The sequence below is a fragment of the Clostridioides sp. GD02367 genome, assembly GCF_045900275.1.
GTDB classification, from domain to species: domain Bacteria; phylum Bacillota; class Clostridia; order Peptostreptococcales; family Peptostreptococcaceae; genus Clostridioides; species Clostridioides difficile_A.
Genome location: NZ_JBJODK010000008.1, coordinates 93,121 through 116,234, shown reverse-complemented (window position 1 = coordinate 116,234; position 23,114 = coordinate 93,121). Strand labels below are relative to the sequence as shown.

General features: G+C 27.8%; 19 protein-coding genes. 6 read left to right on the top strand and 13 right to left on the bottom strand.

Annotated elements, in window-relative coordinates:
• Nucleotides 1–233 precede the first annotated feature (233 nt).
• Entirely contained in the window at nucleotides 234–2,282 is a 2,049-nt protein-coding gene (locus Q3223_RS12405; RefSeq protein WP_407812057.1) for a penicillin-binding transpeptidase domain-containing protein, read from the bottom strand.
• A gap of 372 nt (nucleotides 2,283–2,654) precedes the next feature.
• On the opposite strand from Q3223_RS12405, the gene Q3223_RS12400 reads away from it, so the two are divergent.
• Complete coding sequence (locus Q3223_RS12400) at nucleotides 2,655–3,233, top strand: TetR/AcrR family transcriptional regulator (protein ID WP_054268987.1); 579 nt, start codon at nucleotides 2,655–2,657, stop codon at nucleotides 3,231–3,233.
• Nucleotides 3,226–3,885: a chloramphenicol acetyltransferase gene (locus Q3223_RS12395; protein ID WP_231301318.1), complete on the top strand. Its 660-nt coding sequence runs from the start codon at nucleotides 3,226–3,228 to the stop codon at nucleotides 3,883–3,885. The genes Q3223_RS12400 and Q3223_RS12395 overlap by 8 nt, the downstream gene beginning before the upstream one ends.
• 118 nt (nucleotides 3,886–4,003) lie before the next feature.
• On the opposite strand, the gene Q3223_RS12390 is transcribed toward Q3223_RS12395, so the two are convergent.
• The 5 genes from Q3223_RS12390 to Q3223_RS12370 all read right to left on the bottom strand — a co-directional run bounded on the left by Q3223_RS12390 (nucleotide 4,004) and on the right by Q3223_RS12370 (nucleotide 8,091).
• Entirely contained in the window at nucleotides 4,004–5,053 is a 1,050-nt protein-coding gene (locus tag Q3223_RS12390; protein WP_407812056.1) for an ABC transporter permease, read from the bottom strand.
• Nucleotides 5,053–5,793 carry an ABC transporter permease gene (locus Q3223_RS12385; RefSeq protein ID WP_407812055.1) on the bottom strand — a complete coding sequence of 247 codons (741 nt, stop codon included), beginning with the start codon at nucleotides 5,791–5,793 and terminating at the stop codon, nucleotides 5,053–5,055. The genes Q3223_RS12390 and Q3223_RS12385 overlap by 1 nt, the downstream gene beginning before the upstream one ends.
• A gap of 4 nt (nucleotides 5,794–5,797) precedes the next feature.
• Nucleotides 5,798–6,556: an ABC transporter ATP-binding protein gene (locus Q3223_RS12380; RefSeq protein WP_167639796.1), complete on the bottom strand. Its 759-nt coding sequence runs from the start codon at nucleotides 6,554–6,556 to the stop codon at nucleotides 5,798–5,800.
• A 100-nt stretch (nucleotides 6,557–6,656) separates the two neighbouring features.
• A complete protein-coding gene (locus Q3223_RS12375; protein ID WP_223152952.1) occupies nucleotides 6,657–7,382 on the bottom strand; it encodes a PadR family transcriptional regulator in 726 nt (241 codons plus the stop codon).
• Between the two features lie 103 nt (nucleotides 7,383–7,485).
• The gene (locus Q3223_RS12370; protein ID WP_054275783.1) at nucleotides 7,486–8,091 is read right to left on the bottom strand and encodes an MBL fold metallo-hydrolase; all 606 of its coding nucleotides are present in this window, start codon (nucleotides 8,089–8,091) and stop codon (nucleotides 7,486–7,488) included.
• Nucleotides 8,092–8,270: 179 nt separating this feature from the next.
• Here Q3223_RS12370 and Q3223_RS12365 point away from each other — a divergent pair, with 179 nt between their 5' ends.
• From Q3223_RS12365 to Q3223_RS12355, 3 genes are all read left to right on the top strand, one after another.
• The gene (locus tag Q3223_RS12365) at nucleotides 8,271–8,909 is read left to right on the top strand and encodes a TetR/AcrR family transcriptional regulator (RefSeq protein WP_054268980.1); all 639 of its coding nucleotides are present in this window, start codon (nucleotides 8,271–8,273) and stop codon (nucleotides 8,907–8,909) included.
• A 112-nt stretch (nucleotides 8,910–9,021) separates the two neighbouring features.
• Nucleotides 9,022–9,684, top strand: coding sequence for a response regulator transcription factor (locus Q3223_RS12360; protein WP_054268979.1), 663 nt, complete (start codon nucleotides 9,022–9,024; stop codon nucleotides 9,682–9,684).
• Nucleotides 9,684–10,865, top strand: a complete 1,182-nt coding sequence (locus Q3223_RS12355) for a sensor histidine kinase (RefSeq protein WP_407812054.1) — start codon at nucleotides 9,684–9,686, stop codon at nucleotides 10,863–10,865. The genes Q3223_RS12360 and Q3223_RS12355 overlap by 1 nt, the downstream gene beginning before the upstream one ends.
• A 193-nt stretch (nucleotides 10,866–11,058) precedes the next feature.
• Here the strand turns inward: Q3223_RS12355 and Q3223_RS12350 are convergent, their stop codons facing one another.
• The 5 genes from Q3223_RS12350 to Q3223_RS12330 all read right to left on the bottom strand — a co-directional run bounded on the left by Q3223_RS12350 (nucleotide 11,059) and on the right by Q3223_RS12330 (nucleotide 17,027).
• Nucleotides 11,059–13,719, bottom strand: a complete 2,661-nt coding sequence (locus Q3223_RS12350) for an ABC transporter permease (protein ID WP_407812053.1) — start codon at nucleotides 13,717–13,719, stop codon at nucleotides 11,059–11,061.
• Nucleotides 13,716–14,399, bottom strand: a complete 684-nt coding sequence (locus Q3223_RS12345; RefSeq protein ID WP_054275778.1) for an ABC transporter ATP-binding protein — start codon at nucleotides 14,397–14,399, stop codon at nucleotides 13,716–13,718. Before Q3223_RS12345 ends, Q3223_RS12350 begins: the two co-directional genes overlap by 4 nt.
• A gap of 147 nt (nucleotides 14,400–14,546) precedes the next feature.
• On the bottom strand, nucleotides 14,547–15,053 hold the full coding sequence (locus Q3223_RS12340) for a GNAT family N-acetyltransferase (protein ID WP_054268975.1): 507 nt from the start codon (nucleotides 15,051–15,053) through the stop codon (nucleotides 14,547–14,549).
• A gap of 291 nt (nucleotides 15,054–15,344) precedes the next feature.
• Entirely contained in the window at nucleotides 15,345–16,283 is a 939-nt protein-coding gene (blaCDD, locus tag Q3223_RS12335) for a CDD family class D beta-lactamase (RefSeq protein ID WP_054268974.1), read from the bottom strand.
• Nucleotides 16,284–16,310: 27 nt separating this feature from the next.
• Nucleotides 16,311–17,027 (bottom strand): hypothetical protein, encoded by a 717-nt coding sequence (locus Q3223_RS12330; protein ID WP_054268973.1) that lies wholly within the window; start codon nucleotides 17,025–17,027, stop codon nucleotides 16,311–16,313.
• Between the two features lie 331 nt (nucleotides 17,028–17,358).
• Between Q3223_RS12330 and Q3223_RS12325 the strand changes: the two genes are divergently transcribed.
• Entirely contained in the window at nucleotides 17,359–19,602 is a 2,244-nt protein-coding gene (locus Q3223_RS12325) for an ATP-binding cassette domain-containing protein (RefSeq protein ID WP_407812052.1), read from the top strand.
• 261 nt (nucleotides 19,603–19,863) lie between these two features.
• Here the strand turns inward: Q3223_RS12325 and Q3223_RS12320 are convergent, their stop codons facing one another.
• Together Q3223_RS12320 and Q3223_RS12315 are read right to left on the bottom strand one after the other, a co-directional pair.
• Entirely contained in the window at nucleotides 19,864–21,978 is a 2,115-nt protein-coding gene (locus Q3223_RS12320) for a HelD family protein (protein WP_407812051.1), read from the bottom strand.
• A gap of 78 nt (nucleotides 21,979–22,056) precedes the next feature.
• Nucleotides 22,057–22,911 (bottom strand): helix-turn-helix transcriptional regulator, encoded by an 855-nt coding sequence (locus tag Q3223_RS12315; protein ID WP_407812050.1) that lies wholly within the window; start codon nucleotides 22,909–22,911, stop codon nucleotides 22,057–22,059.
• Nucleotides 22,912–23,114: the final 203 nt, after the last annotated feature.

Below are 23,114 nucleotides of genomic sequence, written 5' to 3'. Positions count from 1 at the left end.
CATAATTTATTAGCTATTTTACTTATATCTCTAAGGTCAAATATCCCAAGTATCACAATTTATGATTTCACTTACGATTAAATTTTTAAGTAAATCTATCTAATGAATTTTTTTAATACATATACTTTATTTCTTTTAATAAAATTTTTTAAATATTAAAAAATAGGTAATAAAAAATAACATATAAAATACAATCTTCAAGTGAATGAGATTAATCCTAAAATTAAGAAAAATTAATCTTCAAATATTGATTTAACAATAGGTATAACATAATGGCTTCCTCCACGATTCTTTACATCTTCAATCATAGCAATTGCCAGATACTGTTTATCACTATTTTCATCTACAGTAAAAGCGTTGAACCATCCAAGTTCTGTCCCTGTAATATCATCTTTAGATGCTTTAATTTCTGCTGTACCAGTTTTACCAGCAATAGTAATTCCCTTAGTCATAGCACTATGACCCGTGCCATTAGGATTTTCAACAACTTGAATCAAATCATCACGAATAATTTTTACAGACTGTTTGGAAAATACACTTTTCTTCCAAAATTCAGCATGTGAATTATCTTTAAATTCAAGGTATGGCTTTATCATATCTCCATTATTTACAAAAGTTGAATACATTGATGCCATATGTACTGGGTTTACTAGAACCTTCCCCTGACCATATCCACTATCTGCTAATTGTATTTCAGTGTCAAATTTATCGTCAGTACCAAATCTTGAAGAAGATATTCCAAATTCAAACGGCATACTTTCCTCAAAACCAAGCTTTAACAACTCTTTTGATAATGTATCTTCACCTATTTTTAATGCTGCTTTAGCAAAATAAATATTGTCAGAATAAATTAATGCATTCTTCATGTTTACAGTGTTACCATAATCTTTTAATGTAGTTACCTTATAGCTCCCCCAACTAGAATCTTTTTGCCAACTAAGACCACTGTGTCCAAAGTTTTCATTTGAATTAAGCTTTCCTGTCGTTAAACCAATACCAGCAGTGATTGGTTTAAAAGAAGACCCAGGACATAATCGTGCTTTAAATCTATTGTACATTGGTTTGTTTTCATTTTCATTGACTTCCTTCCATCTATCTTCTGACATCCCTAGTATAAATTCATTTGGATTGTATGATGGGCTACTTACAAGGGATAAGATTTCTCCTGTTTTAGGATTCATAACTACTGCACATCCTTTATCATTTTTCATTTGTTCATATAATTTACTTTGTAGTTTTGAATCTATAGTTAATTTTACATCTTCTCCATCTATTTTAGGCTCAGTTACTAGAGTTTTTTTCTTATCTCCATATCTATCAGCTATAATAATCTCACATCCATCAATACCACGTATCCTGTCTTCCAGTAAACTCTCTAAGCCAATCTTACCAATTATACTATTAGGATTATATCTCTTACCTTCTTTTTCCTTTAATATCTCTGCATTTACATTTTGAACATATCCAGTTAAATGCCCAGCTTTTTCACCCAATGGATACTGTCTAACTTCTGTATTAGATATCTTAACTCCTGGTATACTAAGAAGTGAGTCTTGTAATGCTTTGTCTTTTATTTTTTCGATAGTTTTTATAGGTACCATTGAATTGTCTTTTACCCAAGATGCATTTAATTTCTTTTGAATTTGTTCAACTGGTATATTTAGTAAAGTAGATAATTTTTTTAAGTCTTCTGTATTATCACTCATTTTTTCAGGAACTAGACCTGTCATTGATGCAAGGCCTTGTCCTGCAATCATTACTCCATTTCGGTCTAAAATATTTCCTCTTTTGGCTTTAAGCTTTGATATTCTTATAGTATTATCTTCTTCAAGTTCTGGAAATATAACATCTGACTCCCATCTTATTCTATAATCTCCATCTTTATCTCTAGTTAATGGTACTTCATTTGAAAATGAAATTTCTCCTGCTAAGGTATCCATCTTCGAATCGTATTTTATTATTTTGTCACTATATTTTTCTTTTTTAACTTCATTAATCTTTACACTTATATTACGTGAATTAATTCCTTCATATATTTTTTTATTTCTTAAAATAAATTTTTCTTTTTTAATTTCTGATTTACTCTTTTCATCTAACAAGTCATACATTTTTTCATATTGTCTTTCATTTGCAAAAGACATATATTGCTTAAATACTTCATCTGGTTTGCTTTTATTGAGTCCCTCTAATATGAATTTAGCTAAAAAACCAACAATAACTACAAGTAAACAAATTAGAAAACCAAAAATTATCATTTTTCTTGTTTTTTTATTTTTTCTCATACAAACCACCCTTATTATTTTATATATTACATATGTAAGTTTTATGTTTAAAGGAATCTTATGAACATAACTACTCTGTACTTTTGTTATGTTTTTAAGTATATCCTAAAAATATATAGGTAAATATATAATTGATAGTAACTTATATATTACACACGTAAGTTTTAAAAGTCAATAATATTATTACTATTTAATTACTCTTCATATCCCTTTAAAAATAAATCATGCTTCTTGTATTGTCCAACCATTTTATAAATTAATATTATTTTATTGTACATTCACTTTATAGAGAATAAATTCGGCTTGACAAAACGACACATGTGTCTCATAATTAAAGTGACACTCATGTCGTTAATAAGGAGGTTAAAGCATATGCCAACAAAAGGAGAACAAACTAGACAATTTATTATTGATACATCAATAAGGTTATTTGCTGATAAAGGATATAGTAATGTAACAATGAAAGATATCTGTGAAGCATGTAATTTAAGTCGTGGTGGACTGTATAGACACTTTAATTCAACAAAAGAAATTTTTATTAATATACTAAATACTCATAAAGACGACTCTCAAAATTTATTAGATAAGGGTATCAAGGAAAATATATCAGCTAAACATATGCTAGAATATTTTTTACAGCAACAAAAAAATGATATAAAAAGTAAATATTGTGGTTTGAATTTTGCAATACATGAATTTGCTTTTGTAGAAAAGGACCAACGTGATTATATGAATAAAAGATATAATTCAGCTATCACAATGCTTTCAAATTTAATCGACTATGGACAATCTAAATGTGAATTTAAAAAATGCGACTCTAAAACAATTGCAATACACATAATGTTTTTATTTGATAGTATGAAAACATCTTCTCCTGTTTTAAAGATTACAAATGAAGATATTGATAATCAAATAAGTATTATAAAGGATATGGTGATTTCATATGAGTAAACGAGAATTCCATAAAATTGACTTACAAAACTGGGAACGATATACACATTTTTACTATTTTTCAAAAATGACAAATGTAGGATTTGATTTAACTATAGAAATAGACATTACTAATTTAATTAAGGAAACGAAAGAAAGAAATATTAAATTTTACCCAGCATATTTATACATAATAACGACTTGCTTAAATCAATATAAAGAATTAAAAATTGCATATGATAAAGATGAACTTGGTTATTGGAGTACATTAACACCATTCTATGCAATCTTTCATGATGATGATAAGACTTTTTCATCAATATGGACAGAATATGATAAAGATTTTTCGATATTCTATGAAAATTATTTAGCTGATATTAAAGAATATGGAAAAAATTATGGTTTTCTAGCAAAACCAAATCCACCAAAAAACTGTTATACTGTTTCTTGTATTCCCTGGATTAGTTTTAAGAGTTTTACTGTGCATAATCATGGTCTTGAAAATTATTTTTTCCCTACGATTGAAGCAGGTAAATACTATCAAAAAGATGAAAAAATACTTCTCCCTCTTTCTATAACAGTTCATCATGCATCTACTGATGGATACCATGTAAGTTGCTTTATTGATGACATACAAAAAATGTGCTTTGATACTAAGGAATGGTTATACTAAAAATTTATATTTTGGATTTAGAATGTCATTAAAATGATTAGATACAATAATAAAAGCCAATAACCTTTGAAAATTAGAGATTATTGGCTCTTTTGCATTATACAAAGTTTTATATTAGTCAATTATTATGACTCAAGCATTTGCTTCTTTGAGTAAACTTCATAGCTAATAAAGATAAAACTAATGTCATGGCTATTAAAATGAAAATATAACCCATATTAAAAAAACTTCCTTTTCTCTCTTCCACATAAGTCACAAAACTAATAAACCATCGTATTGGACTTATAATGCTAATATTTTGTAACATTGTTGGCATTTTCTCAATTGAAATAAATGAACCACCAATAAGTGATACTATAAGGGCTATACATGTAGAAAATAAATTTGCATACATTTCTTTATTGAATAAAGAAGATACAAATGTTCCAAAAGAAGTTGCTAAAGCTGATACCAAAATTCCTAAACAAACCAAGTCTATATAATCCATGCCAATATCAACCTTAAATAACTTAATTATAGATATTGAAACTAAGTACTGAAAATATGTTATTGTAAAATTATATAACATATTTCCTAACACATATCCTTTTATATTTTGTGGAGAATATTGTACTCTTGTAAATGTACCTGAGTTTTTATCTTTGATAATCATTGATGCTGTTACAGTGGATGTTATCATCAGAAATAATACGATAAATGCAATTATTCTTTGTAAGATACCTAAGGTATTTTCTTCTAGTTCACTTATATCTATAGGAGTTGGGTCTTTTTTATATCTTTCTATTAAATACTTTAATATATCATTCGTATTTTTATCTTTTACAGAATATAACTTAAAATCACTCTTATTAAAATGTATAACAGCTGAATACTTCCCAGTTATAATATCAGTTTTAACTGTTTTAAGGTCTGCAATATCTACATTGATTCCTTGAGTATTTTTTAAAGCTATTATTGTATTATCATATATTCTTTTTTCAGATTCGCTTAGGAGTTGTTCGTTTTTGTAATCATTTAAGATACCAATATTGAAAGATGGTTTACTTATGTAATTTGCCAATATCCCAAGTATTACTACAATTATAGGGAATAAGATTGTAACTAAGAAAACTAATCTCTTATTCATACTTCTTTTTAAATTATTATTAAAAATGTTTATTAAATTCACTATATAAAAACCTCCTTTTTGAAAAATTTAATTGTAAGTATTGTTATAAATATACTTGTGAATATAAATATGCATGATATATTAAAAAGGAGATGCAAGTTATTATCATATATACAAGCAACTATAGCTCTATTAATCCATGTTAATGGTGATATATTTATTATTAATGAAATAGTTGAATTTAATGAGCTAACTGGAAAAAATACTCCTCCTAAAAATCCAAAAATCACTATTGGTATATTAATGATATTACGTAACATATCTAAATTTTTACAAACAAATCCCAAAAACAATCCAATGGATGATACTACAATTGATTCACATGTCAAAAGAAAAATAACAGCTAAAAATTTTCCACCAAAACTCATATGAAAAATACCTCTTAACAAAAATAAAGTTATCAAATTGCATAGTGAAAGTATTATTGTACAAGAGAAGAGTTTTGAAAGAACTAAGTTTGCTACTGAAATAGGAGAAATCATATAACGATATGATGTATTTGAAACTTTTTCATCCTGTGCTGCATATGAAACACTAATGATTCCCATAAAAATACAAAATGGTATTGTAACAATGGTATAATAATTGTATGATGTAAATTCCTCTCCGTAAGATTTTGATGTTAAATATCCTAATAGTATGATGATGATTACTGGAAAAACAATATTATAAGATAAAATAAAAAAATCTTTACTTCTTCGTTTCACTCCTAATTTGAACAATGGTAAAAAATATCTCATCTATTTATTCCTCCAAATCTCTTAAGTCTGTACCTGTAATATGTAAAAAAATATCTTCTAATGTCTTACAACCAAATTTAAAATATTTGCTTTTATATAAGTTTTTATCTAAATCTTCTATAATCACTCCTTTGTCTATTAAAACAATTCTATTGCATAAGATTTCAATTTCTTCCATATAGTGACTAGTATATATAACTGTTGTACCATTAGCATTAATATCTTTAATTGCCTCCATAATTTTATTTCTTGATTGAGGGTCAATACCTACTGTTGGCTCATCCATAATAAGGATTTTAGGGCTATGTGAAATTGCACAGGCTATGTTGAGCCTACGTTTCATCCCTCCTGAAAATTTTGAAGGAAACTCCTTATGTCTCTCCCAAAGTCCAACAAACTCTAAAGCTTCTTTAGTTCTATTTTTAAGTTCTCTACCTCTAAATCCATATAATGAACAAAAAAATTTAACATTATCATATGCACTTAAATCTTCATATATAGCTAATTCCTGTGGTACGACACCAAGTGAACGCTTAAAATCATTTTTTTGATTATATATATTTTTTCCTTCATAATATATGTTTCCAGCATCAGGTGATACAATCGTTGTAAACATATTTATAGATGTGCTTTTTCCTGCTCCATTTGGTCCAATAAAACCTAAAATATCTCCTTCGAATACCTTGAAGCTTTCTCCTGATATAACTTCCTTGTCCTTATACTTCTTAGATAGATTTTCAATCTCCAATAATACATTACTCATTTATAAACCTCCCAAGTGTTTAACCAATATTATATATCCAACATTGTATATATTATTTTTTTAAAACACGAGTATTTTACTCGTGCTATTATAATAAAATTTAATGCTTATTTTTTAATTTTAATATTATTTTATCTATGTTCTCTATAGCTTTATCTGGGTTATCAATTATTTCATCTCTAAGTCTCTGGACTTCTAGTAATTCATTTGTTGTCTCAGATGTAAATAAAAAATCATCTTCTATATTTGAAAAATCTATAGATTTAATTATATTTTGCGTCTCACAACCGACAGATATATACTTATCAAGATTATTTAATATTTCTTCATGCCATAGAATTTGATAATTTAGATTATCTATTGTCATATCAAATGCAATCTTTTCTGTTGCAAGACTCTTTTTATCAATTTTTTTAATCTCTTTCCAATCTTCCCAATACTTCTTCTGTTCTATCAAATATTTTATATGCTTTTCAAGATTCTTTTGTAAAATATCCTTAGGTAAGACATCCAAAATATTATGTAATAGGAATTTATTTGAACCTGTTGGTACTATTGGCGTTTGAAGTTCTTTTTGTATTTCTTCCTTTAACTCTAATTTGCCACTTTGGGTAATCTCATAGATTTTACGAATTCTAGCACCAGTTTTTTCTTCTCTTAAAACCCTAACTGCTCCATCTTTTTCTAGTTTTGTCAACGCATAGTATATTGACCCAGACTGTATTTTAGTCCATCTATCTGCACCAGACACCTGTAGAAACTTCTGAATTTCATACCCATGTGTTGGTTTAATATTTAGATAATATAAAATTAAAGTGCGTATCATAAAATTCACCACCTATACTCAATCTTGGATATTATATTATCACCAATATTGGATATAGTCAATAGATAATATAGGATATACCTATTATAGATTGTTATTTTTGTTACTTAATGCAAGGAAGTCCATGAGACATACATATCCATTCATATTTAAAATTATTTAATTCTTTTATAGATTTCATCATCTTTTCAGAATCCCAATTCCAAAGATTAGGATAAGGAATTATATTCCCATTCTTATTTTTAACTAAATCTCCTGCAAATAATACATCTTCAAAAACCATACACACATGCCCTGGAGTATGACCTGGAGTATGGATAATTTGTATATTTCCAATCTTCATATTTTCTTCATAAGGTTCAATATCCTTAATAATTCTTCTCGAAATTGTCTTTCCTATAAACTTTTTGAATCCAGGTCTATCCTTCTCTCCTATAATAAAAGGTATATCTTCTATATGAGCCCACACTTTCGCTCTTGTCTGTTCTTTTAGCAACTTAACATTAGATATATGGTCAACATCATGATGTGTTAGTAAAATATGTTTAATATCTGTAAGTTTAATTCCAAGTGTTTTTAATTCTTTAATTATGCTCTTCCCCATAAAAGGAAGTCCTGTGTCTATAAGAGTAAGCTCTTTATCAAACACAATAAAACAATTTGAACCACGAGTACTATCTAACATTAATACATTTTCTGTTATTTTCATAAATAAATTACCCCTATTTAGTCTTTTGCCTATATAATTAATTAGTGAAGTTATAAATATCTATAAGACTTAATATCAATTTTATTTTCATAAAAGTATACCATCAGTATATAAATATATCATAATTACACAAGTATACCACCGGTATACATTATTATCAATAGAAAGGAATAATTTATATGTCAGAATTATCAAGAAGAGATAAAGAAAAATTACAAAAAGAAAACGAGATTATTGATAAGGCAGAAATATTATTTTGCCTTAATGGCTTTGATAATACAACTATGAATGAATTGGCAAAAGAAGTTGAATATACTAAACGTACTATATATAAATATTTCTCATGTAAAGAGGATTTATTTTTTGCTGTCGTTTTAAGAGGATATGAGAGACTTTGGAATAGTATTGAAATAGAAAATGTAAAGGGTAAAACAGGATTTGAAAAAATAAAATTTTCATACTTTGCATTTTATAAATTTTATTGTACTAATCCCTCACTTCTATCTCTTATGGGGATGATTGGTGCTGTACAATCGAGAAACTCAGATACAGAGATACCATTTAAGAATAAGTTTTTTTCTTTTAACAAATTTATGTTTGACGAAATCCAAGCAATGTTTGAAGTTGGAAAAAATGATGGAAGTATTAGATATGATATTGAAATACCTACTCTTATGTATTCATCAATATTTACCCTCACAGGATTTTTTAATTTATTATCTTTAACAGGAAAATCGTACCTAGATAATTTTAATATAGATGAAGAGAAATTTATTGAAACAACACTTTCTCTTTTGATAAATTCACTTAAAGTTTAGAAGTTTATAAATTAAACTTTATATTACTTAAATGATACTTTTCCTATCTTTAATATGAAAAAATATTAAATCTAAAATTAAAAATTTAAACTGATGAAAGGATTAAAAGTAAATGGCTAAAATACTACTTCTGGAAGATGATGATACAATTACATTTGGGATAAAAACTTCTCTTGAAAAGAAAAATCACACAGTGTGTTGTTATAATACTATTGCTGAAGCGAAGAAAAACTTTGATAAAACTATTGATTTGGTTCTACTTGACTTAAATTTACCTGATGGTATTGGATATGAATTTTGTCAATATGTTAAAAGTATAGAAGATACTCCAGTAATATTTTTGACTGTTCGTGATGATGAAAAAGACATTATACATGGATTAGATATGGGTGCAGATGACTATGTGGTTAAGCCATTTTTACTTTCAGTACTCCAATCTAGAATTAATGCAGTTCTTAGAAGAACTCATCCTGATATTAACAATACTATTACATGCAAAAATATAAAATTGAATAAAGTTGAAGTCAAAGTATATTTAGATAATGTTGAAGTACTTTTGACAGCAGGAGAATATAAGCTCCTTTTAAGCTTGATGGAAAATAAGAATAAAGCTATGACTCGCACAAAGTTATTAGAAATGCTATGGGACGTAGATGGCAACTTTGTCAATGACAATACCCTTACTGTTACAATAAAACGTCTTAGGGAAAAATTAAAAAATCCACCTTGTATAAAAACATTGAGAGGCATAGGATATAGAATGGAGGATAATTAGTGAAAACTCCAAGAGACATCAATAATACAGCTGTGTTTATATTATTCTGTTTCGCTATAACTGTTTTGTTAAGTGTAATTCTAACAACTATAACTTCTTTTGATGAATATAAAATGATATCTAAAGCTATTGGTGCATCATATCAGTTCAATCCTAAGTCTACAGAACATATACTAAAATCTCTAAAAGATTCAGGTGATAATAACCTTAACATTGGAAATGAGATTTTATTAAAGCATGGATACTCTAAAGGTACATTTTGGAGTAAAAACTTTTTTTACTTTTTCGTGGTTTCTTTTATTATAATTTCAACAATAGCTCTAGTTGTATATATACTTAAACATAAACAAAATATACAAAAAATGAATAGAATAAACAATCTTACTAGATACTTAGAAAAAGTAAACTCAGGAAAAGAGTCTGTGCTTTTACGATGTGAAGATGAATTTTCTCACCTTGAAGATGAGATATACAAAACAGTAGGAGAGCTTCGTTGTTCAAAGGAATTTGCTTTAAAAGAAAGGCAGACCCTTTCTGATAATCTTGCAGATATTGCACATCAGCTTAAGACTCCAATTACTTCTATGTCACTTATGGCACAACTACTTTCAGAAAGTTGCTCTGATGAGGAAATAGATTATATTCATAGACTTACAAATCAAATCTCAAGACTTGAGAGATTAGTTTCATCTTTACTTATATTATCAAAATTGGATGCAAGTACTTTAATATTTGAAAGAAAACTTATAGATGTACATTCTCTACTCACTTATGCAGTTGAGCCTATAGAAGATTCTTTAAAAGAAAAACATCAAACACTTTCTATAGAAAGTTGCGATTCAGTAGAATTTGAAGTTGATATTAATTGGACTTTAGAAGCTCTTTTGAATATTTTCAAAAATTGTAGTGAACATATAGAAAATGGTGGACATATTATTGCTTACTACAACAAAAATCCTCTATATACTGAAATTATTATAGAGGATAATGGTAATGGATTTTCTCAGGAAGAACTCCCATATATTTTTAATAGATTTTATCGTGGTAAAAATGCTAATAAGGATAGTATTGGTATAGGACTTGCTCTATCAAGGTCTATTATAGAACGTCAAAATGGAACTCTGCATGCAGAAAATTGTCATAATGGTGGTGCAAGGTTCATAATTAAATTTTACACATAAAAGACTGGATTATAGGTAAAATCCTATAATCCAGTCATATTTATATCCTATCTATTATTTAAACAATATATTTCTATTTATATTTCATACTTTATTAAATAAATCAGATTTTATTAAATAAATAATAGAACCATACCTATACTTATCAATAGTCTTAAGGTGTTATTCTTAAATTAATTCAGATAACTTTTATTTATATTGTTTCATTTTTTATAGATTCTACTATATTTTCATTCTTTAATTGCTTATATCCTATCATATATGATGATATTACAATAAAAAGTATCAATACAGTAAAACCTATTATTGTAGATAAAGGTGCAAATGGTAAATACTCTATAAAGTGTATTTCATTTATACGTAGAAAAATATACACTATTGCTATTTGTACAGGAATACTGAGTAATAATGGTGTAATTCCTAAAAATAATCCTTCTAAAGCAAGCATCTTTTTTATACCATCTGGTGATAATCCAACAGAACGTAACATGGCAAACTCTTGTCTTCTGCTTCTAAGATTCCCTGACACTGTGGCCAATACATTAGATAATCCAATCATAGCCAACAATCCTGTAATGAAGCTCACTATTAAATTCATAGTCTTTCTTCCACTAGCATCTTTTTCTTCATTTTCTACAACATCCTCAATACTATAATCTCCAGACCCGTAAGCTTTATTATAAATAGACTCTAATTTTTCTTTTACTTTTGGGATATCTTCACGATTATCTACTTTAAATAATCCCATCATATTATTTGAACGTAGTCTACCTTCTTCATTATAATTTTTAGATATTTCCTGCACTATAGACATTGGTACTATTTGAATTAATGTATATCTTGAATTAGTATTTATTATTTGAGGAAGCTTATTTGTAATAGCTCCCACTTTCATATTAAAAGTATAATCGCCTTTACCTTCATCAGATATTCTTTCATTTAATTTAAGATTGTCTCCTATTGAAAGATTTAAATAATCTATATATACTTTATCTCTTCGTGTACTACGATTAATATCTTCCTCTTTATTATATACAATTGAAGTTAGGTTTTCTGTATTGTAGAATATCTTCGGGTCCACAGAAATTTGTCTGCAATATTCTGTAAAACTCTTATCATCAAGTCCAATTATAGCTGAGTATATACGAAATTTACCATTACGTTCTATAGGAGAGTATTTTTTAGATGAAACTACACCTTTAAATCCACCATTTTCTGCAAGTTCTTTCGAGGCATCTTTTTCAGTTAACCAAGTAGCAGCAGACATTTTAAGATAACATAATGAACTCTTTACACCTTCTGTCTTACTTAGTTTTTCAATAAAAGCAGGCTCTACAGATTCTCCATTTGCTAAATGGATTGATATATCCCTTTGTTTTTCATAAGCGTCACTTCCATAGACAGCTTCTGCTCCTTCTTGGTTTGCGATTATATGCAAAAAACCTGTAAGCAATAGAAAAGATAGTGTTAAAGATATTGTTGCAGTACGATAGGATTTTTTACGTGCATGAAGTGCATTCATTGCAAGTTCTCCTTCTATACCAAATATCTTTCCTAGTGAATATTTATGTGATTTTTTTATCTTAATACTATCTCCTTGTCGTATTGCTTCTATAGGAGATATCTTTGATACTTTTCGTGCTGGTATAAGTGCAGAAATCCAGACTGTTATTATTGTAAGTAAAACTGCTGGTAAAAAAGCAGGAATACCATAAGTATATACCACACTTTGAGTACCTGTAGAAGAATTGATTGAATTAATATAAATTATAAGTCTATCACACAATAACCAGCCTAAAAATAAACCAATTGGCAGAGGTATAATAGTTAATAAAAAGCCTTCAAATAGCACAGATTTCCTAATTTGTTTTGGTGATGCACCAATGCTAGATAATATCCCTAATTGAGTAAGTCTAGCATTTGCTGATAATGAAAATGCATTGTAAATCACCATTACAAATACTGCTACTGTAAAAATTGCTATTGTAAAGTACATAATTGGAGTTGCAAATTTTTCTATACTATTCATAGATGCTTTCTGTTCTGGAGGAAATACTAACATCTTTAAAAGATAATTACTATTGTATTTAAGATTATATTTTCCATATTCGTTAGTTTTCCACCCCAATGACTTAGCAAGCTTTGGGAGTTCTTTATATGTATCTCGTATATTTTTAAATCGTAAGTACACAGTTATATTATCATTGGGTTTTATACTTTTTTTATCCAAATATCCTAAAGCTGTGTATGCAGGTACAACTGATGATGTTGTAACATCCATTTTTCCTACTATTGTTAATGTTATTTCTGAAGTTTTTTTAAAACTCTCACTTTTTGATTTTGGAGCTACAGGTTCAAGAGAATTTCCATTTAAAGTTCTATAACCTATTGGAATAGTAATCTTATCACCAATCTTTGTACTTGGATTACTTTCAAAGTACTGTTTTGAAAGTGCAATTTCATTAGCATTCTTTGGTTGACGACCTTCTAGTATAGTGTCTTTTTCTGGCATGGAGTTCCAGTATTCTGATGTAGCATTTCTATAAATTATATAATCTCTTTTGTCATTACTAATTTTCCCTACATACCATTGTCCTTTCACCATTACATCATCAACAGAAGAAAAATTTTCAATTAATGATAGGTCACTTCCATAGGTAGTATCAAATAATTCACCATGCCAGTTACCTTCTTTCTCTATTGAAAGTCTTACGAAATCACTCCACATCGTATACAATAGCCCACATAAAGAAGACATCATTGTTGTAGTAAGTAATATGGCTAACATTATGGCTATACTACTGCGTTTATTGCGACGTACAAAGTCTAAGGTGTATTCTTGAAGAATATTCATTTCTTCACCACCTTTTCAGAGACAATCACACCATCTTCCATAGTTACAATACGATTTGCTTCTAGTGCTATTTTCTCATCATGAGTAATAAGAAGTATTGTCTGATTAAATCGTTTATTTGATATATTCAGTAAGTCTACAATTTCTTCTGAATTTTTTCTATCAAGATTACCTGTTGGCTCATCTGCTAATAAAATAGCTGGTCTATAGATTAAACTTCTAGCTATAGATACTCTTTGTTGTTGTCCACCTGAAAGTTGACTTGGAAGATGATTTAATCTATCAGATAATCCTAGTATTGATACAATTTCAGAAAATCTCTCTTCATCCACTTTTCTTTTATCAAGTAACATCGGTAATAATATATTTTTTCTGACATCAAGAGTTGGTATAAGATTATAAAATTGATAGATAAGACCCACTTTTCTACGTCGAAAAACTGCTAGAGCTTCTTCTTTTAAACTTGCTATTTCTGTATCTTCAATATAAATTTTCCCAGATGTTGGTCTGTCTACTCCTCCAAGCATGTGTAATAATGTTGATTTACCAGAACCAGATGCTCCTACAATGGATACAAAATCCCCTTTTTGAACTGATAAATTCACATTATTTAAGGCTGTCACCCTAGTTTGATTTGAACCATATATTTTTGTGAGATTTTCACATTTTAGTATTTCCATATACAATCATCTCCTTTATGGTTAAATTTTATCAACCTAAAATGACATTATAGTGACACAAATCTAAATATAAACAACTATTAAAATACCTGCTTTAATTAGGCAAATTATATTTTATAAACACATTTATATTTTAATTATTTTTAATTAGTCTAAGTCACTTTTACTCAAAAAATCACTCTTACTTAAGTGATATAAATCATTTTCTTCATCGTATTCAAAATTATTCGTTCTTAAAGAGTTACAAGAAGCAAGATTTTCTTTTTCTGGTTTAACTACTATTCTTTCAGCTTCTGTTTCATTAAATATTTTATGTATAAGCAATTTAATGATTGCTTTTCCAATACCTTTCCTTAAATACTCTTCCTCTCCAATTAAATAATCTATACTAAACGTACCTATAATTAGTATTTCAGGGTGAAAGATTTCATTTGCACTAAGACAGTCATAATATTGGCAAAACCCAATTGGCATATTATCATACATAACAATAAAATGTTTTATAAAACTAAATTCCCCAAATCTAGCTTTAATTTCTTTTATCCATTCTTCAGAACTTTTAAACCATTTAAGTATATATTCTTGGTTAATCCAGTTTTCTATCAATTTGACATCTTCATCATATACAGGTCTGATATATAGTAGTCTATCCATAACCTTCAGCTCCTTAAAATATTATTTTATTCTTTAATTGCCTTTATATATTTTTATATATTATTTAAGATTATAATGTAAAATAAAAACTATGCAACATATTTTATTTATACTTTTAATATATTGCATAGTCTCTAAGAGCTATTAACATTTATTTTAATATGTATTATGATTTATTTTATTACTCAATAACAAATATTTTATGTACTATAAGATTTAGACATAATCTATACTTAACTTAGTAAAATTATTTAATGACTAAATAGCTTATACATGCAAATAAAATTAAGCTTATTTTGTGATATTATAGTATTTCTTAATTATATTAACTGCAATCTCTTTTACCTTTGGACCTGTAACTTCTTTATTGGAATCATCTGATTTAATAGCAAAATAATAAGTATCATCTTTAATCTCTACCATACCAACAAACCAAGCATCTACATGTTGATTTTTTCCATCATATCCTGTTCCAGTTTTTCCATACAAATTTATGTTTTTGTCATTTACATCTATTTTCATAATATCTTTTAAAATATTAATATGCTCTTTTTTAAAGCTTGTATCTCCTTCAAATATCTTTGCTACTGTTTCTGCTTGCTCTTTTGGAGATATTTGTAATGAAGATTCTAACCAAAATCCATTTAAATGTCCCATTCCATTTTTTAAATCGCCTTCCCATTCACTAATATCGCAGTTTCCATATTTTAAATCATCTAGAATTTTTTGAACAGAATTAGAGTCAACTTTATTTAATAATTTTTTATAGTACCAAACACAAGATTGCTTAAATGCCTCTTCCAAATTAAGATTTCTATTCCAAGTTTTATTTTTATAAATTGTTCCATCATATCCCATAACTGATTCTTTCGAGTTTATTACTCCTTTTTCTAGACCAATTAGAGTTGAAACTATTTTAAAAGTAGAACATGGTGACCTTCTTGTTTCGATTAATTCTTTGTTATATATATTATATTCTTTATTTTTAGTATTATAAAAAACAGCTCCTCCACTAATATTTTTAAAACAATCACTATAATCAACTATATTAATTTTTTCTTTTTTGTTTTTATCCTTGTTTTCAGTTTTAGAGTTATTTAATTCAGAGTTTATATAATTCTTATCATACTTTTGTTTTGTATCGTTATGCTTTTTTCCTACATAATATACTCCCATAGCTATGACAATTAGGAGAATAACTATCCAAATAAAATCATTTTTTCTTTTCATACTTTATATCATCTCCTCTACATAAGCTTATAATCCACCTTTAAAATAATAGACATTATTTGTAATATACTCCAATCTAGGAGCTTGGATACTTCTGTTTATAAAATCTAACTTTGGTTTAACATCTTTTAGGTCTTTAAAAATTACAATACCATCAATAGACTGTAATTCAGCTCCAAATAAAAAATAGACTAAATTTCTATCTCCAGAAATTTTAACTACATCTAAATTTCTGTTTAATTTTTTCATTTTTTTTATTACTTCTTTAGAAAATATCTTCTCCAATTCGTTTTTATCAGATTTAATATAAAAGGTACATTCAGAGCTTAACTTTTTTTCATCATAAACTTTCAAAATAGCTTTAGCTACTACACTATAATCTTCTTCGTAAAGTTTAAATCTAAAACTTTCACTTGGACTAGGAATAAATATAGTGCCTATACTTATAAAGATACCAAATATACATCCAATCATTTTTCTTTTATTTAAATCTTTTTTATAGTAAAGCTTAATCATATGTACTAAAATCCATATAAATGCAATTAACATCAATGGTATTGCAAATAAGCCTATAAATAGTAGAATTACTCCTCCCCTATATATGATATTTCCACACAAAAATAAAAAATCACTTACAATAAATAGAATTAAAGGTATAACTATGTCTCTTATATTTTCTTTACCTAATATAATTATATTGATTGAAGCTATGATGAAGATACTTAATATAACTATTAGTATCATTATGTCCTCCTTTCAGTTAGTGAGGTAATTATTTGTTCTTTATTTAAAACTTACTATTGTAATATTTAAATATTACAATAGTAAGTTTTAAATGTCAAGTCGTTTTAATTGTATAATTATCTTTATATTTATCAAATTACGAGTATCTATTATGTACTTTTTTATCTATTATCAACTAGCATTTATTCAGATTGTGTGAGACTGATTAAACTTAGAAATACGTCCTATAACATAGCAGAATATATCAAGAAAGTAGCTTTTAATTTTATTATAATATGGTTACATAATATAATTGCTTTACTAAAATGTACTCAGAAAGGATTTAACATTCATGTCAAATATTATAATAAAAGGACTTACACAAAATAACCTAAAAAATATATCATTTAAAATTCCTAAAAATAAAATTGTTGTTTTTACTGGTGTTTCTGGCTCTGGAAAATCCAGTATCGTATTTGATACAATCGCAGCAGAATCACAAAGACAGATGAATGAAACATATTCTTCATTTATCAGAAATAGACTACCTAAGTATAGAAAACCTCAGGTAGAGCTGATTGATAATTTAACTGCTTCTGTAATCGTAGACCAAACTCCTCTTGGTGGTAATGCACGTTCCACAGTTGGTACTATAAGTGATTTGTATTCATCACTAAGATTATTATTTTCTAGAATTGGAGAACCTTACATAGGAACAACTTCACATTTTTCTTTTAATGACCCAAATGGTATGTGTAAAAATTGTGCTGGGATTGGTAGAGTTAAAGTAATCAATATTGAATCTATTATAAATCCTGAAAATTCATGGAATACAGGATGTATAAATGACTCTTTATTTAAACCTAATTCATGGTACTGGAAGCAGTATGCAGAGTCTGGACTTTTTGACTTAGATAAACCTATAAAGGATTATTCTTTAGAAGAATATAATTTATTGCTTTATGGCTCAAAAAATAAAGATGGCAAACAGGAAAATCCAAAAATAGAAGGTATTTTTAACAAGTATAATCAAACATATCTGAATCGAGATATTAGCAATATGAGTAAACACACAAAAGAAAAATCAGAAAGACTTATAACAGATAAAGAATGTCCTATATGCCACGGAAAAAAATTAAATAAAGAAACTCTTAACTGCACTATCTTAGGATATTCGATTGCAGATATGTGTGATATGGAACTTACTGACCTTTATGATTTATTGTTACAAATAAAAGATAAAAGAGTTGAAACTGTAATAAAGACTCTTGCTGATGGTTTAAAAAGAATGATTGATATTGGACTTCCTTACCTACATCTAAATAGAGAATCATCATCTCTATCTGGAGGAGAAGCTCAAAGATTAAAACTTGTACGCTATATGGGAAGTAGCCTCACAGGTATGACTTATATTTTCGATGAACCTAGCACTGGTATGCACTCACGAGATGTACATCGTATGAATCAGTTATTAAAAAAACTTAGAGATAGAGGAAACACTGTCCTTGTGGTAGAGCATGATAAAGATGTTATCTCCATAGCAGATGAAGTTATAGATATTGGACCGAGTGCTGGTATGCATGGTGGACATGTTGTATTCCAAGGTTCTTATGACAAATTACTTTTAGCAAATACTCTTACTTCAAATGCAATGAATCTATCATTACCTATAAAAACTAATTCTCGTCAGCCAAAAGGTACCCTTCCAATTAGAGATGCTTGTATAAATAATCTAAAACATGTTGATGTAGATTTACCAGTGGGAATTATGACTGTTGTTACTGGAGTAGCAGGTTCTGGCAAGAGTACTTTAATCTCTCATGTTTTTGCGCAAAAGTACGAAAAAGATGTTATTAAAATCGACCAAAGCCGTATTACAGCTACAAACCGTTCTATGCCTGCTACATTTCTTGGTTTCTTTGATGAGATAAGAAAAGTATTTGCTAAAGAAAATAATGTTGAAGAAGGTTTATTCAGCTTTAATTCAAAGGGGGCTTGTCCTGTTTGCGATGGTAAAGGAGTACTTGTTACAGAACTTGTATTCATGGACCCTATTATTAATACATGTGAAGCTTGCAAAGGTACTAGATATAGTAAAGAAGTTTTGGCAAAATTATATAAAGGCAAACATATAGTTGATGTACTATCCATGACAGTCGATGAAGCTCTTGAATTTTTTACAGAAAAGAAGCTTTGTAAAATCTTACAAACCATGAAAGATGTTGGCTTATCTTATATGACCTTAGGTCAACCGCTTAGCACACTATCTGGAGGAGAACGTCAACGAATTAAGTTAGCTAAAAACCTCAACAAAAAAGGTACTATCTATATTTTAGATGAACCGACTACAGGGCTTCATGGTTCTGATATTGAAAAACTTATGTTGATTTTTGAGCATATAGTCGATAAAGGTAATACTATAATTATAATTGAACATAATTTGGATGTATTGAAACAAGCTGATTGGGTGATTGATATTGGTCCTGATGGTGGCAAAAATGGTGGTCAGGTCGTATTTGAAGGTACACCACTAGAAATGTTTGAAAGAGGTTGCACTATAACATCAGATTTCCTTAGAAAATCAATAAAGGTATAGATAATATAATACTACTATTAAGAGATTAAGAACTATTACATATATATTACTACTTTGTTTTAGTTCATAAATTTAAAGTTTAACTTTATTTTAAAAGAAATTAACATTATAAAAGCTATAAATCATAAAATTTTATTAAATTTCAAATGTAATTTATAGCTTTTATTTTTTATTTGTTTATAAGTATTATTTTTTATTGATTTATTGATGAATCTTTGCCCCAATTCTCATTTATGATAATAAATGCATATAAAATATAATCTACATGCTTATAAGTTGAGTTAATGTACCAACATATGTTAACTTAAGTTTGTGCATAGCTCGTGTACAAGCAATATACAACAAACTGCGGTCATAATCACTATAATATGTTTTATTATTTACTGAAGGTACAATAACTTCATCAAACTCTAGACCTTTTGACATTTTAATAGAAGTTATGGAGACTCCTTTTGTAAAGCTAGAACTTTCAGAAGATATTAAGTGAACACTATATTCTTCTCTTAACACATCATATATAGCTTTAGCGTCATTATCTGTCTTTAATATAATACCAAGAGTAGCATTATCACTCTTTTTAAATTCTTCAATTTCTATTTTTATCTTATTTATCTCATCTTGTTCGTTATTACATTTTAATAAAGCTGGTTCTTCGCCATGTCGCTCAATAGGCTCTAATGAAGATATGTCTTGAATCTTTTTTGTGAAATTAATAATCTCAAAAGTAGAACGGTAACTCTTGTTCAACATAACTAGTTCCCCATCATCATATAGTTGTTTCATATCATCTAGTGTGTGAGTATGATTGGGATTAACTAATTGTCCAAAATCTCCAAGAATAGTCTTTTTACACTTAAAAAGCAAGTTTATTACAGCATATTGAATAGGTGTATAATCCTGCATTTCGTCAATAACAATATGTCTTATAACCTTATCTTCTTGTAATCCTTCATATGCAGCATGGATATATATAAATGGATATACATCTGACCATTCAAGTGTTTTCTTTTCTGGCATCACAAACATGTTTGATATATTCATTTGCTTAAAGAAATCCTTATACAGCAAAAGGGTATTTTTTATTTTCAACATTCCATTTAAGTTCTTAAGTATGCTTTTTACTCTTGGTAAATCTTCTTCCATAATATTATCTGTTTCGAATCTATAACGAATATCTTCAGCTACCTTTTCAAGTCTTCTCTTAACTGGATATTTATTATATGCATCAAATCTACTCTGTATCCAATCACTTTTAGCTATGAAGTCTCCAAAAATATAATCTTCTGGAATAAAAATCTTATTAGGCATTTGTTTTATATAACTATCCATAAGTTTTACAAAATCAAGTGTAGATTTAAAACGCACTCTTTCACTCCATTTAGCATCATTTGTTTCTAATGGGTTTCTCTCACTTTCAAAGTTAATTATTCTCTCTAATTGTACTTCTGCTATATTTTCAAAGCTTAATTCACATAATGGTTCTTCTCCAAGTTCTGGTAGAACATTGGAAATATAGTCTCCAAAAACTTTATTAGGTGATAGGATAATTACATTATTTGCTGATATTTTATCTTTAAATCTATAAAGAAGAAAAGCAATTCTATGTAATGCTATAGATGTTTTACCAGAACCAGCTACCCCTTGAATAATCAATGTATCAGCTTTATCATTTCTGATAATTTGATTTTGTTCTTTTTGTATTGTTGAAATAATTGACTTCATTTTTTCGTCTGAAGTATGACTAAGTTCTTTTTGAAGAATATCATCTTGTATATTGATAGAACTTTCTAATGCGTATTCCAATTTCCCATTTTTGATTTTAAATTGTCGCTTTCTTGTTATTTCTCCATCTACCCATCCTATTGGCGCATCATATCCTGCTACTCCTATTTCATAATCATAAAACATACTAGCAATTGGAGAACGCCAATCAAGTATTAACAGTTCATCTTCATAATCAAATGCAAATCTACCTATGTAGTACTTATATTCATCATCCACATCTTTCAATCTAAAATCTATTCTAGCAAAGTATGGAGAATCTTTAGTTTTATCAATCTTATCTCGAACTTTCACCATAAAAGCTCCATAGTTATCTATTTGTTTTAGTGATTGTTCATTTTGAAACATTTCATGTGGGTCTATTTCGCCCCGATTTTTTACCATATAGATTTTGGCTTCCATATAATCTCTCTCAAGTTTTCCAACAAGATTTTCAGCTTTATTAAAAGCATCTTCTATCTTATTGTTTATATCTATTAGATGTACAATCTCATCTGGAAAAGAAGTTAATAGCTCTGTATCATGTTCATATATGTTATGTTCACAATCAAATACAATAGAATCAAAATTTACTACCTGTTTATTTTTAGACATTTAAATCCTCCTTGTTAATTAAGTACTTATATTGAATCATTATACTTAATTATATTTTGGAGTTTTTAATCATTATTGCTATTTATTGTTCTTTTTATCTACAGAAGTCATGACAAATTTTTGAGTAGGATATCCAAATTCCACAAGCAACTCTGCTTCTGCAAATCCCAACTTCTTTATCATATCTCTATGCCCTGTATCGGCTTTGTCACCCTCTCGAAAGGTAGTAATTGAGATATCTGTATCTATTAAGAAATCTTCAATAACTTTCTTCAAAAACACTTGTGCAATATCTGAATTACGATATTGTGGATGTATACCAAAAAAATCAATACTTCTAGTTTCTCTATTAAATATCATATTTGCAATAGCAATATTATTAAGCTTTAATATCAAGGCTCTTTCTTCTAAAATATACTGTTCCAATTGAGAAATATATTCTTCCTCTTGCAAATTTGGAAATCCATCTATGACTAATCGCACTAAATTCATCCACAATGGTATATCAGACATATTTGCAAGTTTAATTTCTTTTTCCAACTCTAACACGTTTTTTGAAAATAAATCGTCTTTTTTCAAAACAAATCTTAGCTGCAAAGGATAAAATTCTTGTTCTTTTCGATATTTATTTGGAGATTTTTTGTACATAGCTTTAAATATAGAAGTGAATGCCTGTTGACTTTCATATCCAGCTATCAATGCAATTTCAATTATTGGTTTCTTTGAAAATACCAATAGTTTTGCTGCTTCTGTTAATTTTCTTCGCTTTATATAATCATGCATCGTCAAGCCAACAGAAGATGTGAAAATTCTATGTAAGTGATATTTTGAATAATGAACAGCATTAGCAACTATATCTAAATCCAGCTTATCTGATAAATGCTCCTCTATATAGTCAATAGCTGTTATGACATTAATTACTTTATAAGACATTGCAGCTCTCCTCCTTTTATCCACGCAACATTATATCAATCATCACTTAGTCATATTTAATGAATCTTGCTCTTTTGTAAACAAATTTATTTTTATATATACTTTATATTTACTATAGTATACTTAATAATTTCCTTCTATGTTTTCCAATCCTAATAATAATTGTTTCCAAAATAATGTCTTAACCTCATAATAAATTCTTA

What these genes read in the sequence shown, in the direction of transcription:
- Q3223_RS12405 (WP_407812057.1), bottom strand. Translation starts at nt 2,282, where the DNA reads ATGAGAAAAAATAAAAAAACAAGAAAAATGATAATTTTTGGTTTTCTA.
- Q3223_RS12400 (WP_054268987.1), top strand. Translation starts at nt 2,655, where the DNA reads ATGCCAACAAAAGGAGAACAAACTAGACAATTTATTATTGATACATCA.
- Q3223_RS12395 (WP_231301318.1), top strand. Translation starts at nt 3,226, where the DNA reads ATGAGTAAACGAGAATTCCATAAAATTGACTTACAAAACTGGGAACGA.
- Q3223_RS12385 (WP_407812055.1), bottom strand. Translation starts at nt 5,793, where the DNA reads ATGAGATATTTTTTACCATTGTTCAAATTAGGAGTGAAACGAAGAAGT.
- Q3223_RS12380 (WP_167639796.1), bottom strand. Translation starts at nt 6,556, where the DNA reads ATGAGTAATGTATTATTGGAGATTGAAAATCTATCTAAGAAGTATAAG.
- Q3223_RS12375 (WP_223152952.1), bottom strand. Translation starts at nt 7,382, where the DNA reads ATGATACGCACTTTAATTTTATATTATCTAAATATTAAACCAACACAT.
- Q3223_RS12370 (WP_054275783.1), bottom strand. Translation starts at nt 8,091, where the DNA reads ATGAAAATAACAGAAAATGTATTAATGTTAGATAGTACTCGTGGTTCA.
- Q3223_RS12365 (WP_054268980.1), top strand. Translation starts at nt 8,271, where the DNA reads ATGTCAGAATTATCAAGAAGAGATAAAGAAAAATTACAAAAAGAAAAC.
- Q3223_RS12360 (WP_054268979.1), top strand. Translation starts at nt 9,022, where the DNA reads ATGGCTAAAATACTACTTCTGGAAGATGATGATACAATTACATTTGGG.
- Q3223_RS12350 (WP_407812053.1), bottom strand. Translation starts at nt 13,719, where the DNA reads ATGAATATTCTTCAAGAATACACCTTAGACTTTGTACGTCGCAATAAA.
- Q3223_RS12345 (WP_054275778.1), bottom strand. Translation starts at nt 14,399, where the DNA reads ATGGAAATACTAAAATGTGAAAATCTCACAAAAATATATGGTTCAAAT.
- Q3223_RS12340 (WP_054268975.1), bottom strand. Translation starts at nt 15,053, where the DNA reads ATGGATAGACTACTATATATCAGACCTGTATATGATGAAGATGTCAAA.
- blaCDD (WP_054268974.1), bottom strand. Translation starts at nt 16,283, where the DNA reads ATGAAAAGAAAAAATGATTTTATTTGGATAGTTATTCTCCTAATTGTC.
- Q3223_RS12330 (WP_054268973.1), bottom strand. Translation starts at nt 17,027, where the DNA reads ATGATACTAATAGTTATATTAAGTATCTTCATCATAGCTTCAATCAAT.
- Q3223_RS12325 (WP_407812052.1), top strand. Translation starts at nt 17,359, where the DNA reads ATGTCAAATATTATAATAAAAGGACTTACACAAAATAACCTAAAAAAT.
- Q3223_RS12320 (WP_407812051.1), bottom strand. Translation starts at nt 21,978, where the DNA reads ATGTCTAAAAATAAACAGGTAGTAAATTTTGATTCTATTGTATTTGAT.
- Q3223_RS12315 (WP_407812050.1), bottom strand. Translation starts at nt 22,911, where the DNA reads ATGTCTTATAAAGTAATTAATGTCATAACAGCTATTGACTATATAGAG.